Raw genomic sequence first — 16,785 nt, forward strand, 5'->3', positions numbered from 1 at the left:
CGCGTTTTCGTGAGTTCACGTCGCTTCATAATGAAAACGGGGCCACAGGGCCCCGTTTTCCGATTTTGTCGCCTGTTCAGGTTCAGGCACGGCCACCCTGGGCATCCACGCTGATCGGTCCGGGACCAGCAAAGAAAATATACAGAAACACGAAGCAATACAGGATCGAGGCGTCGCCACCGTTCAGCACCGGGAACGGGCTTTGAGGCGCATGTACCATCCAATAGGCGACGGCCATCTCGCCCGAAAGCAGGAAGGCCACCGGGCGCGTGAACAGGCCCAGGACAAGCAAGGCTCCGCCCACCAGTTCCATAGCTCCGGCGATCCACGGAAGCGATAGAACCGCAGGGCTCATATCGCTGGCCGGGAAACCCAGCAATTTCTGCGTGCCATGCGCCATGAAGATCAGTGCCGCGACGATCCGCAGCACGCTCAGGAAGATTGGCGCATAGCGCGAAAGAGATTTCAAAGACATGTCATTTCCATCCTCTGTTCAATCAAGCGCTGCCCGGAATGGGCTGGTCACTCGTCGTCCTCGTTGGACACGTCCGCGATATCGTCCAGGGACACGTCGCCGTCGTCATCGTCGTCTTCCAGCAGATCATCGTCCAGATCACCGCCATCCGTGTCCAGATCGTCGTCATCATCCACCAGATTGGCATCATCATCGCTATCTGCAGCCGTCTTGTCACTGACCAGCGATTTGGTCCGGCCTTCTTTCAGGCTTTCCAGTGTCATCTCGCTGCCGCAGGCCGGACAGGTCATCGGATTGTTGTTCAGGTCGTAGAACCGGGTGGCACAATGCGGGCACAGACGTTTCGTGCCCCATTCCTCTTTGGGCATGGTAATCTCCTTCCGCCGCGATTAGGGAATTTTGCGACCCCCTGCCACAAGGGCCCGGGGCTGTCAAAGGCTTTCTTTTCGTCTGGGTGAAAGAGATTAGGACAATTGACTGATACCATCACGCTCTCCGACGGTATCCGTATCGCGTTGCGCAGGTCCGCCAGAGCGCGGCGAATGACGCTGCGCGTCCCCCGCGCCGGCGGCGAGCCCGTACTGACATTACCGGTTCGCGTTTCCCTGAACGAGGGTCGCGCCTTCGCCGAAATGCAGGCAGAATGGCTGCGCCGCGCAAGATCGAAACAGGTTCCGCCGCAGAAGGTCTGCCTCGGTGCCATCTTGCCTGTGGAAGGCCGCCCGCTGCAACTGACCCCCTTCCCCATCCGCCGGACCCGGGTCGAGGGCGACCGCCTTCTGCTGCCAGAGGGTCGTCAAACCGCGCCGACCGTACAGGCCTATCTCAAGCATCTTGCCGCGGAACGCCTGCGCCATGCCTGCGACGGCTATGCGTCTGCTTTGGGGCGGAATTATCGCGCCCTTGCCCTTCGCGATACCCGGTCGCGCTGGGGAAGCTGCACCTCGGACGGACGGCTGATGTTTTCTTGGAGACTTGCCATGGCGCCACCCCGGATACTGGAATATGTCGCCGCCCACGAGGTCGCGCATCTGCTGCATATGGATCACTCGCCGCGATTCTGGGCTGGGGTCGAGACCCTGATGCCCGGCTACCGTGCGGAACGCGAATGGCTGCGCGATCACGGCAACGAATTGCTGGCCTGGAGTTTTCGCGATTGACGCCATCCGGCGTTGTGATCACATATCGCCCATGACCTCGCCCCGGACCTCCGACCCCGCCGCACATGAACGGCTTTATCGCAGTCTTCGCGGCCGGATCATGCTGGGCGAATTGCCGCCGGGCGAGGCCCTGACATTGCGAGGCCTTGCCCAGGATTATCACATGTCCATGACCCCTGCGCGCGAGGCCGCCCGCCGTCTTGTGGCTGAGGGCGCTTTGACCTTATCCGGCTCGGGCAGGCTTTCGACGCCGGAACTGTCGGATGAGCGGATCGAGGAACTTGCCGCCATGCGCGCCCTGCTTGAACCCGAACTGGCATCGCGCGCACTTCCCCGGGCGCATTTCGCCCTGATCGACCGGCTGGCAACGGTGAATGCCCAAATCGGCGATGCTGTCGAAAAGCATGACGCGGTTGGGTATATCCGCTGCAATCTCGATTTTCACCGGATGCTGTATCTTCGCGCGCAGGCCCCCCTCATGCTGGCGATGCTTGAAACGATCTGGCTTCAGCTTGGCCCGACGATGCGGCAGCTTTACGGTCGTGTCCGACGCAATGAGCCTCCCCGCCATCACCGGATGATCCTTGCCGCGTTGCGGGCTGGGGACGAGCCGGCTTTACGGCTGGCGATCCGGGCCGATGTGACCCACGGCTTGCGGCATCTGACAGCGGGATAAGGCTATCGCGGGAGTTGCCACCCTGTTGCAATTAGCGGGCAGGAGATATCACTCCACAATCAAATCTGCGTGCAATGCGCCGGCGGCATGAATGGATTTGAGGATATCGATCATGTCTCGCGGAGCCACCCCCAAGGCGTTGAACCCTTCGATCAGATCACCAAGCGAGGCATCGCCGGGCAGTTTGACGAAACCGATCCCCGGTTCATTCGCGAGTTCCGCAGAACTGCGCGGCAGAACCACCGTGTCGCCATCCGCGAAGGGATTTGGCTGGGACGCCAACGGCGCCTCACTCACCCGCAAGGTCAGATTGCCTTGCGAAACCGCGACGCTGGAGATCCTGACATGCTCCCCCATGACAATTGTCCCCGATCTGTGATCGATCACCACCTTGGCGCGATCCTCGGGCTCGACCAGCAGATTTTCGATCCGCCCCAGGACATGGGCAGGGCTTACGTCTCCCAGATCACGAAAACGGACGATGACCGTGCCGCTATCCTGCGTCGCCGCAATAGAGCGATTGAAATCCCGGTTAATGGCGGCTTCGATCCTTGCGGCGGTTGTAAAATCAGCATTGCGCAATGCGATGCGGATATTCTCGATTTCAGGAAAATTAAAGGCAACCTCACGTTCGACACGCGCGCCAGACGGAATCGTGCCGGCCGTCGGAACGCCCTCGACAACCCGTGCGGCTTCACCTGTCGCCGAAATACCGCCCGAAATCAGTGAACCCTGCGCAACCGCATAAATATTGCCGTCCGCCGCCTTGAGCGGAGTCATTACCAATGTTCCGCCAAGAAGACTTTTCGCATCCCCGATCGTCGAAACACCAACATCGATACGACTGCCCGAACGCGCGAAAGGCGGCAATTCAGCGGTCACCACCACCGCCGCAACATTCTTTGACCGCAAAGCGTCATCGGTCACGTTGGTTCCCAGCCGCTCCAAAAGCCCAGAGAGCAATTCTTCCGTGAATGGCGCATTACGAAAACTGTCTCCGGTCCCGTCAAGCCCCACCACCAGCCCATATCCGACAAGATCATTTCCACGGACACCATCAAAATCCGCCACGTCCTTGATCCGGACCGCAGCAGTCACGGGCCACGCGAATACGGATGTGATCACAAGAAGTAAAATGATGCGAATCATCGCAAATAATCCGCAAGATTCAAGCTGGAAATGCGGGCGGTAAGCAGATAGAGATTGCGCAATTGCGACTCGGTTTCAAGTATAGCAGACGACGTTTCGTATAAATCCACCTGCCGGATATCATTCCTTGCTATCGTCAGTTCGGATAGCGTCGCGCTGTTCCTGACCTGGCCACGCTCCACCTCTTCCTGAGCGGCACCGATAGCCGAGATCCGTTGAATGAGATTTACCTCATTATTCCAGATTTCCCTCGCTCCACTTTCTAATAATCTACCAATCTCGGCACTATCGCCACCAAGATCGACGTGATCCGCAAGCGCGGCGATTGCCAGCCCCTTCAACATATTCTTTATTTCCGGCTCTATCGCGGATATTCCGATATCGACGACCTCACCTTCGGAAATATTGAATCTGATATTATTATTACTCGCTCCATTATAAGCGAAGCTATCAAAGCCCTCCTCACCGGCTTCAGCATCGAACCAAATTGAAATTCTCTGAAAAATCTCCTCTGCCGATGTAGCTTGATTGGCAATTTCAGTCATTTTACCAATAACTTCACTAGGCGATCGAAACGGACGTTCATTTATATCCAATCCCGAAAAAATGTATCTTCCCGACACATCCCGATTCAACTGGTCAACAATGATCGAAAACTTCTCGGTCGCCTCTTGTGCAAGCTCCTCAACGACGACCTCATCAAAAGCTTGCGGCAGCGTCAGAATTTCATTGGCAAATTCCGAGGTGAAATCATTTGCCATCGCAAGTACTTGCTGCTGCCACTTCAAGGTCACACTCGCATCCTGAGAGTTTTTTTCGTATTGCTGGATCAACGAAATCCGATTTTCCAGATTGTTCAAGATAACTGTATCGCCTTGCAATCGCAGCCCAAGATCCGCCACCTCACCGCTTGCAGATTCTTTCGTTAATTTATTCAATTGCTCTCCGAGACGCGCAGCATTCGATCGCAGTGCAAAAATTCTCGCCTGATCACCAATGTAATTACTTTGCATCTCACCACCTCAAAATTTGATCTAGCATTTCGTCAACAGCCTGAACCACACGTGCATTCGCGGCATAGGACTGCCCAAGCGTAATCAGTTTTTGTATTTCCGTATCCGTATTCACCCCGCTCTCCCAAACTCCCACCGACAATGCATCAGTCACACTGCTTTTATTCACATAGTCCTTTTCAAACGCCAATCGTGTCGATGCGATATGGGTTTCAATTTCCGCCAACCTTCCGCTTAATGAGTCACTTCCTTTAAATGCGCCTCCAGAAACTGGAGAATTATTTTCGGAAAATACGTTACTCAACTTCACTAACAATTCAGTATTTCCCGCTGAGCCCTCACGTTCCGCATTCAGACCATCGCGTATTTTCCAAAGATCACCTCCTGCGGAAGGATCAATTTTGGGATTCAATTTCAATCGCAATGACAGCCCGCTCAGATTGTCGATACTCGCCCTATTTTCACCATCCAGAAATAGTCCGGGGGCATTATCAGTCAGTGTGGAATCCGTCTGTGGATCAGCAAAGAGATCGTGTAACTCCATGGCAAATGAATCCAACTCGTGCTGAACCCGCGGCGCCAGATCATCTCTGACCGCAAAATTCGCATGTATCGAACCACCCGCAAAAAATTTCATCTGTGCATCAGAAAGTTCTTCATTGTTGATGATCAAACGGCCGGCCATATTACCAGGAAGATCATTCTGGGGCGTAAACTGCTGAGTCGGATCGAAATTGATTTGCGTCGGAGTAGTGCCATCCAGCAAAGCTAACCCACCTATCGTAAACAGGGCCACTTTTTCGGATTTTCGGGGAACTTCATGCACGGGAACGAATGCATTTATCTGGCTGATAAGTTCTTGACGCTTATCAACCAACGCCGCCGTCGTTTTTCCCTGATTTGATAGGCTTGATATCCGTCGGTTAAGATACGCAACCTGCGAAACACGTAAATTCAGTTCTTCCACGCTTTTTGCAATTGCGGAATCGGCCGTTACACGCGCGGTCTGAACAGCTTCGGACGCATTTCGCAAGCGATTGCCAAAAGTTCGAGCCGCCTGAACGACATTCTCCAGGTTCAAATCACTGTCCGGTCGCCTGCTTGCGTCGACAAAACTTACCTGAAGTTCATTCAAGGTCTGGCTCAGCCCGCCGGGCGTTCCGGGCAAGCCAATCACATTCTCCATGTTCTGAAAGAATTTGAAGCGAATTTCGGAATCGTTACGCGCCGCTGCCGCGTGCCGCTGCTCGGCCAGAAGCCCGGTATTGACGACGCGTGCGATCCCGTCAATTCGTACTCCCCCGCTTTGGCCGCGCGAACTCACATGCATTTCGCGGCGCACAAATCCCGGAGTTTTGGCATTCGCCAAATTGTCGGCGACAATCTCGGTGCCGCGCGAGGAAACGGCGAGGCCCGATACCGCATTCAGCAATGCATTTCCCAAACTCATGCCACAACTCCTGATTAACCCTGGGATGATATGCTTTGAATTATCGTTTTATATTGGTCGTTTCCTGCATCATCTCGTCCACGGTCTGGATGATTTTCGCATTCGACGCGTAGGCGCGCTGGGTTTGAATCATATTCGTCAATTCTTCCGCGATATCTGTGGTCGATGATTCGCGCGCGTAACCGTTGATCGTACCTGCCGGCCCGTCTCCGGCATCCCAGAGAAAGAATCTTCCAGAGGCCTGGGACACGGTATATGTCTGGGCATTCCCAGCGTTCAGACCGTTCATGTTCGGAACGGTAACGACGGGAATCTTATAGTATGATTGAATTTCGTCGTTGTCATATTTCACCCGGAGGATGCCGTTTTTATCAATTTCCGCCGAAACATATCTGCCTACCGGAGCGCCGTTCCGATCAATATTTTCCTGTGCATAGGTGTCACCGATCTGTTGCAGTAACTTGTTCTGCCCGCGCGGCTGACCAATCATCAGATCAAGCTCCCCTCCCGCGACATTCAGGGGAATGATACCTGTTTCCGGATCATAATCTTCTCCGGAAATCGTCGTCACCGAGGCGATCGAGCCAGCATATTCCGCCGTGCCATCAAACACCACGGTATATGAGCCGATCAGGTTATCCGTCGGTCCCTTGGCCAGATCCCTGACATCCATCCGCCAGGTCAACGACATATCGTTCGTGTTCGACACCTGCGGCGTGTAGGTGATATCCAGAAACTCCGTCGTTCCCAAATTGGCGTAATATTCGATCGTGGAACGAGACACGGCGCCATCAGCCCCCAGGGCGGTCTCGGTCGCGGGCAGGGTAACGCCCAGTTCAATCCTGGTCGTCGGAGTACTTGTTGCCTGGCTGAGCGGCAGCCGAACAGGTGTCAGACTGGAGGAGGTATCACGAGACGGCGACGAAAATGTACCATCCGCATTATAGGCCCATCCCATCAATACCAATCCCGAGGCGGTTCGCAGATAGCCATCGGCATCGGGCTCGAAACTTGCGGTTCGGGTCATGAGCAGGGGCAGATTTGAAGAATCCGCAACCACATCGGCGATTCCCGTCGTGGGAAGCATTCCACCACCGTCAATTGCCAAATCCAATGCGTTTTTGGTCGAGACAAGTGGGCCGGACTGATCCACCCGGCGGCCATTCGACGTGCGCACACCACCGGCGGAATATCCCCCGCCACCCGTACCGCCCAAAACGACTGCGTCGAATTCCGTTTCGACCCGGCGATATCCCATTGTCGAGGAATTCGCGATATTATCCGATATGGAGGCGAGCCGGATCGCGTTTGCCGTCAGACCGGCGACACCGGCACCCATTGCTGAAGTCATCGACATAAGAGAAACCTCTTTACTTGGTCCAATACCGGCAGCATCAGAGAGACAGTTTAAGATTCGCCTAACGGCGCGATATTGCACCTTAACGAAGCAGGATGACTTCAATCCGGTTATTGGCGGCATTCATGGGGTTTCCGTTGCGATTCTTCCGATCCGCAAAGCCGGTCACCCGCTGAATGCGCCGATCCGGCAATCCGGCCTGATCAAGCAGATTACGCAATGTATGCGCCCTTGCATCGGACAGCGCCCAGACCGGCGAGGCAATCAGCGTCTCGGGATAGGCACGCACGTGACCAGAAATTGCCAAGTCATTTCTGGTGTCTTCAAGAACACGGGCAAGCACCGTTGCAATCTCTTTCAAAACCGGTCGTGCCTGGGCGGTATCTTCCACAAAAAGCGGCTGATCGGTCAGATCACCGACTTCGATTACCAGACCCTCATCCGTCATTCTGGTGACGACATGGCGCAGCAGATTGGTCAATTGCTGAGATTCTGCCCCGGTTCCGGTCAGCCGATCCTGAACCTGCCTAGCCAGTTCTTCGAAATCAGAGCTCTTCTGACTATCAGGAAGATCTTCGAATATGGCATGGCGAACCCCTAGTTCCACCCCATCGCCGGAAGCGCCGGATTTCTGGACTATTGTCGGATTGAAATAATCCGCAAGGCCCGAACGCTGCTGTTCGGTCGTGGCATTCAGCAGCCACATCAAAAGAAAGAAGGCCATCATTGCCGTTACGAAATCCGCATAGGCGACCTTCCAGGCCCCCCCATGATGCTGCGCGCGCCCCGCAGCGACGACCCTTTTGATAATGATCTTATTCCTGTCCACAGCCATGATTATACCCACCAATTGCAACGAATGCATTTATGGAGGAGAACAATCAGGGAACAAGTTAATGCATCAAATGCAGTTCATCTTCGTGCTCAGTCATAGCTTCGCCGGTCCTCGATGACCTTGCCGTCATTGGGAAGACTGCCCGGCGGAACGATTTCGATCCGCCCCTTCAGTTTGAGCGTATCCACCACCGACCCCGCGTAGACATTCGGGTCCCCCTGCTGCGCTTCGATCTGCACGGTCATCAGATCCATCTCGCCCTCGCGCTCGGCGATGATGCGCGCGCGGGTGATTTCGGGATGTCTGGCAATCAGAACCGCGACCTGTTCGGGCCGAACGAACATGCCCTTGATCTTCGTGGTCTGATCGGCACGGCCCAGCCAGCCCCTGATACGCATATTGGTTCGCCCGCAGGACGAAATCCCCGGCATCACGGCCGACAGATCACCAGTCGCAAATCGAATCAGCGGATAATCGGGATTGAGCGACGTCACCACGATCTCACCCACTTCACCATCCGGCACCGGGTCACCGGTGCCCGGCCGGACGATCTCGACGATCACACCTTCATCGACGATCATCCCGTCCAGGGCATCGCTTTCATAAGCGATATTCCCCAGATCGGCGGTCGCGTAGCATTGCCGTGTCACGATCCCACGATCCGCATAGCCTTGCCGCAGTGACGGAAACAGCGCTCCCCCGCCGACCACGGCGCGAGTTATGGACAGATGCAGACCCAATTCGTCGGCACGATCCAGAATGACCTTCAGGAAATCCGGCGTTCCGGCGTAACATGTGGAGCCGATATCCACGGCGGCCTGCACCTGAAGATCGGTCTGACCGGTTCCGGCAGGCAGCACCGCCGCGCCGACCGCCCGGGCGCCGGAATCGAACATCATCCCCGCTGGCGTCAGGTGATAGCTGAAGCAATTCTGCACGATATCGCCACGCCCTATGCCCGAAGCATGCAGAAAGCGGCCCAGACGCCACCAGTCGCGCTCGTGCCGCCCCGGTTCATAGATCGGGCCGGGGCTTTGAAAGATCAGATCGAATTCCGCAGGCGACCGCGTGGTATAGCCACCGAAAGGCGGGTATTCCTTCTGCGCCGTTGAGAGTTCGGCCTTGCGGATCACCGGCAAATGGGCAAGGGCGGCATGATCGGTCACCTGCCCGGGCTCGACCTCTTGCAGCAGCCGGGCCAGCGCAGGCGCGGCCTTGGCACGGGCGATCGCCCTGGGCAGTGCCTCGGCCAGATCGGCGATACGCGCCTCGGGATCGCGGGTTTCCAGATCGTCGTAATTTCCGGTCATTGTTGCTCCTTACGCCAGCCAGCGTTTGCGGCGGCGGTAGCTGCGCACGTTGCGGAAGGATTTCCGGCCTTCATCCGACATGCCCAGATAGAATTCCTTGACATCCGGGTTCTCGCGCAGGGCGGCAGCGGGACCGTCCATCACGATCCGGCCATTTTCAAGGATATAGCCGTAATGCGCATAGCGCAGCGCCACATTGGTATTCTGCTCGGCCAGAAGGAAGGTCACCCCCTCGCCCTCGTTCACCGCCTTCACGATCTGGAAAATCTGCTCGACCAGTTGCGGAGCCAGCCCCATCGAAGGTTCGTCCAGCAGAATCGTCTCGGGACGCGACATCAGCGCACGCCCCATGGCGGTCATCTGCTGCTCACCGCCCGAGGTATAACCGGCCTGAGATTTACGGCGCTCGCGCAGACGAGGAAAATAATCATAGACCATCTCGAGATCGCGCCTGATCGCCGCCCCGCCGTCCTTACGAGTGTAAGCACCGGTCAGCAGGTTCTCTTCGACGGTCAGATGTTCGAAGCAGTGCCGCCCTTCCATCACCTGAATGACTCCACGCGACACCAGCGCCGCGGGATTTCGCGCTGCCACCGGCTCGCCACGATAGAGGATGGAGCCCTTTGTCACCTCTCCCCGCTCACTGGCCAAAAGGTTCGAGATCGCCTTCAACGTCGTTGTCTTGCCAGCGCCGTTACCGCCAAGCAGGGCAGTGATCCCACCCTTTGGAACCGAAAGGCTGACGCCCTTCAGGACCAGAATGACGTGATTATAAATCACCTCGATATTATTGACTTCCAGCAGGGTTTCACCGTCTTCGGCGTCAAGCATGGACCTTCTCCGGCAATAGGGATCCGGCGGCGATCTCCGCCGCCGGACATGTCGTCAGCAATCGCGGGGGGTGACCCCGGCTTCCTTGGCATAGGCCTCGCTGTCCTCGGTGATCAGCGGCTTGAGAACGTCCTGATCCGGCTCGGTGAATTCGGTGATCAGGTTCCACTTGCCGGCTTTGGCATCCCATTGCTGCATCCGCGACATTCCACTGCCGCCGTGATTGTCGCAGGTCATCTTGATCTCGGGACCGAAATCGGGAAGGCCAAGCTCCGTCAGCCGTTCGGGCGTGATGTCAAGCTGCTCGAAGCCATCGCGCAGTTGCTCGGGATCGATCTCCGGGGTCCCGGCAAGTTCCTGCGCCTTCCGGATCGCCTCGGAAATCACCAGCGCCGCATACATGCCGCGCGAATACAGCACCGAGCCGACATGCTCGCCGCCCTGCGAGGCCTTGCCCGGCTCGATCACATATTCCTGCAGGTCGTCATAGACCGGATAATCCGTACCGACGCCGTGGAAGGTCAATGCCTTGTAGCCATTCGCCTGGGCGCCTACCGGCTTCACATCAACCTCGGAGCCAGACCACCAGATTCCGATGAAATTCTCCATCGGGAAACGGATATTCGCGGCCTCCTGAATCGCCGCCTGGTTCATCACGCCCCAACCCCACATGATGACGTAATCCGGGCGATCGCGGCGGATTTGGAGCCATTGGCTTTTCTGCTCCTGTCCCGGCGCATCCACCGGAAGCTGCGTCAGCGTGAAGCCATGCTTTTCAGCCAGAACCTGAAGCGTCCGGATCGGTTCCTTCCCATAGGCCGAATTATGATAGACCAAGGCAATCTTCTTGCCGTTCAGATCGCCGCCATTCTCGTCCAGCAGATATTTGATCGCAACCGAGGCTCCGTCCCAGTAATTCGCCGGAGCATTGAAAATCCACTCGAACACCGTGCCGTTCTTGGCCGAAGTGCGTCCATATCCCGGCGTATACAGGACTTTCTTGTCGACCGAGACCTTCGGAATAAGCTGATAAGTGATCCCCGTCGAAAGCGGGTTGTAAACCAATGCGCCCGAATCCTTGGTCGCCTCGTAGCATTCCACGCCCTTTTCGGTGTTATAGGCCGTCTCGCATTCCGGCACCTGGATCTTCTCGCCGCCGATCCCGCCGTCACGTTCGTTCAGCAAAGTGAAATAATCGTTGAAACCGTCGGCATATTGGGTCCCGTTCGCCCCATATGCACCTGTGCGATAGGACAGGTTAGGCACCACCAGATCGGCCAGTGCCGGGCTTGCCGCCACTATCCCGGCTGCCAGAAGCGCAATGAATTTCCGTTTCATTCGGGTCTCCTCCCCAAAGTTGAGATTGGCCGGTTGTCCCGGTCACTAAGGTTAATGCGGGAATGGCCAGAGCCGCAGTTTCTCCTTGGTCAGTGCCCAGAGGCGCGCCAGCCCATGCGGTTCGGCGATCAGGAAGAACACGATCAGCGCGCCCACGATCATCAGTTCGAAATGCGCTGCAAGATCGGTGGCCCAGCCGAATTGTCCGACCAGCAGGTTCTTCAGCACCACCGGCATCAGAACCATGAAAGCCGCGCCAGCGAAGCTTCCGAAGATGCTGCCCAAGCCACCGATGATGATCATGAACAGAACAAGAAAGCTCTTGTTGATCCCGAAGGCCTCGCCCACTTCCGCAGCCCCAAGATAGACCGAGAACAGCAACGCCCCGGAGACCCCGACGAAAAAGCTCGATACGGCAAATGCCGAGAGTTTGGCGCTCAAGGGATTCACCCCGATGATCTCGGCAGCGATATCCATATCGCGGATAGCCATCCATTTGCGGCCCAGCGTTCCCCGCGTCAGGTTCCGCGCCACCCAGGCCAGAATGAAAACAAATAGCAGGCAGATCAGATATTTTGCCGCGGCGCTGGTCGACGGCCCGGTCACGGCAAGGCCGAATACGGTGCGTGTCGGCGCCGTGATCTGCCCCGATGCGGAATAATTGTAGAACCACGGCACCTTGTTGAAAAGCCAGACAAGAAAGAACTGCGCGGCCAGCGTCGCGACGGCCAGGTAGAATCCCTTGATCCGCAGCGAAGGCAGCCCGAACAGCACTCCGACGATCGCGGTGATGCCGCCGGCCAACAGGATATGGATGATGATATTGATCTCGGGGAAGGTGGTCATCAGCTTGTAAACCGCATAGGCCCCCACCGCCATGAAGCCGCCGGTCCCAAGACTGACCTGCCCGGCATATCCCGTCAGGATGTTCAGCCCCAATGCCGCAATGGCATAGATCAGGAACGGCACCACAACCGCATTCGCCCAATAATCGTTGATAACGAAGGGCACGATCAGGAACGCCACGATCAGCACGGCATAATAGGCGACCCGGTCCAGCCGGATCGGGAATGTCTGGCCATCGTCACGATAGCTCGTCTTGAAATCGCCCGCCTCACGATACAGCATTTGTCACTCCTGCCCGATCTGCCGGATTTGGATATTCATATGCAGAAGAAGGCCGTGCGGCTTCGTCACCCAAATATCCTCACCGGAGGCATCAAACCTGTCCATCCCTCAGACCCTTTCGATAATCCTCTCGCCGAACAGCCCCTGCGGACGGAAGACGAGAAACAAGAGCGCCAGCACATAGGCGAACCAGTTTTCGGTCGCGCCGCCGATCATCGGGCCGATGAAGAATTCGAACATCTTTTCGCCCACGCCGATGATCAGCCCGCCCGCGATGGCGCCGGGAATCGAGGTGAACCCACCCAGCATCAGCACCGGCAATGCCTTCAGCGCGATCAGCGAAAGGCTGAACTGAACGCCGGATTTTGTGCCCCACATGATCCCGGCGACAAGCGCCACGAAACCCGCGATCGACCAGACCATCACCCAGATGAAGCGCAGCGAGATCCCCACCGACAGCGCCGCCTGATGGTCATCGGCCACTGCCCGCATGGCGCGGCCTTGCTTGGTATATTGCGCGAAGGCGACAAGGGCGGTGACCAGCAATGCCGCGATGATCGCAGCCCAGATATCGAGCCTGTCAATGAAGAACCCGTAGCCGAACCAGTTCGCCGAGACGCTCTCGATGCTTTCCGAGATTCCCTGCGGCAGCCCGACATCCAGGTTCTTGATATCCGCCCCCCACATCACATCGCCCAGCCCTTCCAGGAAATAGGCCAACCCGATCGTCGCCATGAACAGGATGATCGGCTCCTGTCCGACCAGATGCTGAAGCACCAGTTTTTCGACCAGGAAGGCCAGCAGCACCATGACCGCACCCGCCAGCAGGATCGCGAGAACCACGGGAACGGTCCAGCCGAAATATTCCAAATGAGTGCCGAATATCGAGTTGATCAGATGCGCGAAAGGCACCTGCCCCTGCTGTATTCCCACCAGTGTCAGCGCCGCGAACAAGGCCAGCACGCCCTGCGCATAGTTGAAGACGCCAGAGGCCTTGAAGATCAGCACGAAACCCAGGGCGACAAGCGCATACATCACGCCGGTCATCAGGCCGTTCATGAACACCTCGGCGGCGAAGACCAGTTGGTCCATCAGCTTGCACCCCCTGCCTGCATGTCAGTCATGCGCCACCCCCAGATAGGCATCGATAACCTCTTGATTGTTCCGAACCTCATCGGGAGAGCCGTCGCCTATCTTGCGACCGTAATCCATCACCACTACCCGGTCCGAAAGATCCATGACGACACCCATGTCATGTTCGATCAGCGCGATGGTGGTCCCGAACTCGTCATTCACATCGAGGACGAAGCGCGACATGTCTTCCTTTTCCTCGACATTCATTCCCGCCATCGGTTCGTCCAGCAATAAAAGCTGCGGCTCTGCTGCCAGGGCGCGGGCCAGTTCGACCCGCTTCTTCAGCCCGTAGGGCAACCGTCCGACCGGCGTCTTGCGGATATTCTGGATTTCCAGAAAGTCGATGATCCGCTCGACCTGCGCGCGATTCTCGATCTCCTCGCGCTCCGCGGGCCCCCACCACAGCGCCTGCGACAGAAATCCCGCCTTCATCCGGTGCAGGCGTCCTGTCATGATATTATCCAGCACGCTCATCCCGTCGAACAGGGCGATATTCTGGAAGGTCCGGGCAATGCCCAGCCGGGCCACCTCATAGGGTTTGACCGGCCCGCGCCGCTCGCCCCGAAACCAGACCTCGCCCTCCTGAGGAACATAGAAACCCGAAATCACGTTGAGCATCGAGGATTTTCCGGCGCCATTCGGCCCGATGATCGCGCGGATCTCGCCCTCGCGAATGTCAAAGCTGATATTCTTGATCGCCTCGACACCGCCGAAACGCAGCGTGATGTTCCTCAGCTCCATCAAGGTGCCGCCTAGTTGACGGTCGGCTATGGCGATATCCGTCTGCGTATTCATTGCGCCGCCACCTTCTGCTGCACCGCACCGCCGAAGACCTGCACATCCTCGATTCTTAGCGTTGCCTTTATCTTGCCCTTGCGGCCGTCCTCATAAGTCACTTCGGTTTCGGTATAGATACTGTCCGAACCATCATAGAGAGCCCCGACCAGATCGGCGAATTTCTCGCTGATGACGGCGCGGCGCACCTTGCGGGTGCGCGTCATTTCGCCATCATCGGGATCGAGTTCCTTGTGCAGCACAAGAAAGCGGTGAATCTGGCAATTGGACAGCATCTCATCTTCAGCCACCGAGGCATTCACCTCTTCGACATGGGTCCTGATGGCCGCATAGATCTGCGGATGCGCGGCCAGTTCCTGATAGGAGGCATAGGCGATATTGTTCCGCTCGGCCCAATTGCCGACAGCGTTCAGATCGATGTTGATCATCACCGTGCAATAGTCGCGATTATTCCCAAGCACGACTGCCTCAAGAATATTTGGAAAGAATTTTAGTTTGTTTTCAACGTATTTCGGCGCAAACATACTGCCGTCGGCCATCTTGCCCACATCCTTGGCCCGGTCGATGATGCGCAGATGCCCGGTCGATTCCTCGAAAAAGCCTGCATCGCCCGTCGCGACCCATCCGTCAGGATCCTTGGTCGAGGCGGTGCTGTCCGGGTTCTTGTAATATTCAACGAAAGTGCCGGGGCTGCGATAGAAGACCTCGCCATTCTCGGCAATCTTCACCTCGACCTCCGGAGACGGCACACCGACCGTATCGGAACGTACCTGGCCGTCCGGCTGCTGGGTTATGAACACCGAGGCCTCGGTCTGGCCGTATAGCTGTTTCAGATTGATACCCAGACTGCGGTAGAAATCGAAAATCTCGGGGCCGATCGCCTCGCCGGCGGTGTATCCAACCCTGATACGGCTGTAGCCCAGCGTATTTTTCAGCGGGCCGTAAACCAGCAGCTTGCCCAGCCCATATGCCAACCGATCCGTGAACCCGACGGTTTCCCCGTCCAGAAGCGCCGGTCCAACGCGCCGTGCGATCTTCATGAACCGGTCGAACAGCCATTTCTTGACCCGCCCGGCATCCTCCATCCGGATCATCACCGAGGTCAGTTGCCCTTCGAAGACCCGTGGCGGCGCAAAGAAATAAGTCGGGCCGATTTCGCGTGTATCCGTCGCCATCGTATGCGCGCTTTCGGGGCAATTGACGGTAAAGCCCGCCCAAAGCGCCTGCCCCATCGAAAAGATGAAATCGCCTACCCATGCCATCGGCAGATAGGCGACGATTTCCTCGCGCATGGTCAGGCGGTCGAAATCGCAGGTATTCTTCGCCGTCTCGATGATATTGCGGTTGGACAGCACCACGCCTTTGGGCTTGCCCGTCGTGCCCGACGTATACAGCATCACGCAGATGCTGCTCTCATCCAGTGCAGCAATACGCGCGTCCAGTTCAAGCCCCAGCCGGGGTTCCGCCGCCCGACCCTGATCCTGTGTATCGGCAATGGAATTCATACGGGAATGGTCGTATTTCCGCATCCCGCGCTTGTCGTTATAAAGGATCCGCTGGATCCCCTTGACGGATTCTTCGACCTCCAGAACCTTGTCCACCTGCTCCTGATCGCCGCAGATCACGAAGCGCGCGCCGCAATGTTCCAGCACATAGGCCATCTCTTCCGCCACCGCGTCCTGATAAAGCGGCACCGGAATCGCCCCGCACATCTGAGCAGCGATCATGCTCCAGTAATGCGCGGGACGATTCCGGCCGATGACAGCCACGTAATCGCCCTGTCTGAGACCGAGAACCAGCATCCCGAGTGCAAGCGCCCTGATTTCTTCGGCCGCCTCGGCCCAGGTCCAGCTTTGCCAGATGCCGAATTCTTTTTCCCGATAGGCGGGTCTGTCGCCAAAGAGGGCCACATTCCGCGCCAGAAGTGCAGGAATCGAATGCAACGCGCCCGCAGGCGTCTGCTGGTCCGTCATGTCTCCTCCCTGTCGCATGCGTTTACCGCATGTCTGCCGAAGCGCCTCCCACCCCGGTTGACGATCACATTTGCCAGCAATCTTTACCGCAGTTTTGCGCGAATCCTACGAATTGTTACGCCGCTTCGATTGAAACATTTCCATTTGAACCTGAACCGGTG

At 57.0% G+C, this 16,785-nt stretch carries 16 protein-coding genes; 2 read left to right on the plus strand and 14 right to left on the minus strand.

What is annotated here, in order from left to right:
- Positions 1–82: 82 nt before the first annotated feature.
- Positions 83–475, minus strand: coding sequence for a DoxX family protein (locus D3P04_RS20995; protein ID WP_119751836.1), 393 nt, complete (start codon positions 473–475; stop codon positions 83–85).
- Between the two features lie 47 nt (positions 476–522).
- The gene (locus tag D3P04_RS21000; RefSeq protein WP_119751837.1) at positions 523–843 is read right to left on the minus strand and encodes a TIGR02300 family protein; all 321 of its coding nucleotides are present in this window, start codon (positions 841–843) and stop codon (positions 523–525) included.
- A 105-nt stretch (positions 844–948) separates the two neighbouring features.
- Between D3P04_RS21000 and D3P04_RS21005 the strand changes: the two genes are divergently transcribed.
- Together D3P04_RS21005 and D3P04_RS21010 are read left to right on the plus strand one after the other, a co-directional pair.
- On the plus strand, positions 949–1,635 hold the full coding sequence (locus D3P04_RS21005) for a M48 family metallopeptidase (RefSeq protein WP_232845113.1): 687 nt from the start codon (positions 949–951) through the stop codon (positions 1,633–1,635).
- 31 nt (positions 1,636–1,666) lie between these two features.
- On the plus strand, positions 1,667–2,311 hold the full coding sequence (locus D3P04_RS21010) for a GntR family transcriptional regulator (RefSeq protein WP_119751839.1): 645 nt from the start codon (positions 1,667–1,669) through the stop codon (positions 2,309–2,311).
- 48 nt (positions 2,312–2,359) lie between these two features.
- Here the strand turns inward: D3P04_RS21010 and D3P04_RS21015 are convergent, their stop codons facing one another.
- The 12 genes from D3P04_RS21015 to D3P04_RS21070 form a co-directional block, all read right to left on the minus strand.
- Positions 2,360–3,460: a flagellar basal body P-ring protein FlgI gene (locus D3P04_RS21015; protein ID WP_119751840.1), complete on the minus strand. Its 1,101-nt coding sequence runs from the start codon at positions 3,458–3,460 to the stop codon at positions 2,360–2,362.
- Positions 3,457–4,473 (minus strand): hypothetical protein, encoded by a 1,017-nt coding sequence (locus D3P04_RS21020; protein ID WP_119751841.1) that lies wholly within the window; start codon positions 4,471–4,473, stop codon positions 3,457–3,459. Before D3P04_RS21020 ends, D3P04_RS21015 begins: the two co-directional genes overlap by 4 nt.
- 1 nt (position 4,474) lies before the next feature.
- Positions 4,475–5,923, minus strand: a complete 1,449-nt coding sequence (gene flgK / locus D3P04_RS21025) for a flagellar hook-associated protein FlgK (protein WP_119751842.1) — start codon at positions 5,921–5,923, stop codon at positions 4,475–4,477.
- A gap of 40 nt (positions 5,924–5,963) precedes the next feature.
- A complete protein-coding gene (locus tag D3P04_RS21030; protein WP_333473111.1) occupies positions 5,964–7,403 on the minus strand; it encodes a flagellar hook protein FlgE in 1,440 nt (479 codons plus the stop codon).
- A complete protein-coding gene (locus D3P04_RS21035; protein ID WP_119751867.1) occupies positions 7,363–8,115 on the minus strand; it encodes a flagellar motor protein MotB in 753 nt (250 codons plus the stop codon). The genes D3P04_RS21030 and D3P04_RS21035 overlap by 41 nt, the downstream gene beginning before the upstream one ends.
- 89 nt (positions 8,116–8,204) lie before the next feature.
- A complete protein-coding gene (locus tag D3P04_RS21040; protein ID WP_119751844.1) occupies positions 8,205–9,425 on the minus strand; it encodes a phenylacetate--CoA ligase family protein in 1,221 nt (406 codons plus the stop codon).
- A 9-nt stretch (positions 9,426–9,434) separates the two neighbouring features.
- Positions 9,435–10,256 (minus strand): ABC transporter ATP-binding protein, encoded by an 822-nt coding sequence (locus D3P04_RS21045; protein ID WP_119751845.1) that lies wholly within the window; start codon positions 10,254–10,256, stop codon positions 9,435–9,437.
- Between the two features lie 54 nt (positions 10,257–10,310).
- Positions 10,311–11,594 (minus strand): ABC transporter substrate-binding protein, encoded by a 1,284-nt coding sequence (locus tag D3P04_RS21050; RefSeq protein WP_119751846.1) that lies wholly within the window; start codon positions 11,592–11,594, stop codon positions 10,311–10,313.
- Positions 11,595–11,645: 51 nt separating this feature from the next.
- A complete protein-coding gene (locus D3P04_RS21055; protein ID WP_119751847.1) occupies positions 11,646–12,722 on the minus strand; it encodes a branched-chain amino acid ABC transporter permease in 1,077 nt (358 codons plus the stop codon).
- A 108-nt stretch (positions 12,723–12,830) separates the two neighbouring features.
- Positions 12,831–13,817 (minus strand): branched-chain amino acid ABC transporter permease, encoded by a 987-nt coding sequence (locus D3P04_RS21060; protein WP_182912957.1) that lies wholly within the window; start codon positions 13,815–13,817, stop codon positions 12,831–12,833.
- Positions 13,818–13,838: 21 nt separating this feature from the next.
- Entirely contained in the window at positions 13,839–14,651 is an 813-nt protein-coding gene (locus D3P04_RS21065) for an ABC transporter ATP-binding protein (protein ID WP_119751849.1), read from the minus strand.
- A complete protein-coding gene (locus D3P04_RS21070) occupies positions 14,648–16,624 on the minus strand; it encodes an AMP-binding protein (RefSeq protein ID WP_119751850.1) in 1,977 nt (658 codons plus the stop codon). The genes D3P04_RS21065 and D3P04_RS21070 overlap by 4 nt, the downstream gene beginning before the upstream one ends.
- Positions 16,625–16,785: the final 161 nt, after the last annotated feature.

It is taken from the genome of Paracoccus onubensis, assembly GCF_003591515.1.
GTDB classification, from domain to species: domain Bacteria; phylum Pseudomonadota; class Alphaproteobacteria; order Rhodobacterales; family Rhodobacteraceae; genus Paracoccus; species Paracoccus onubensis.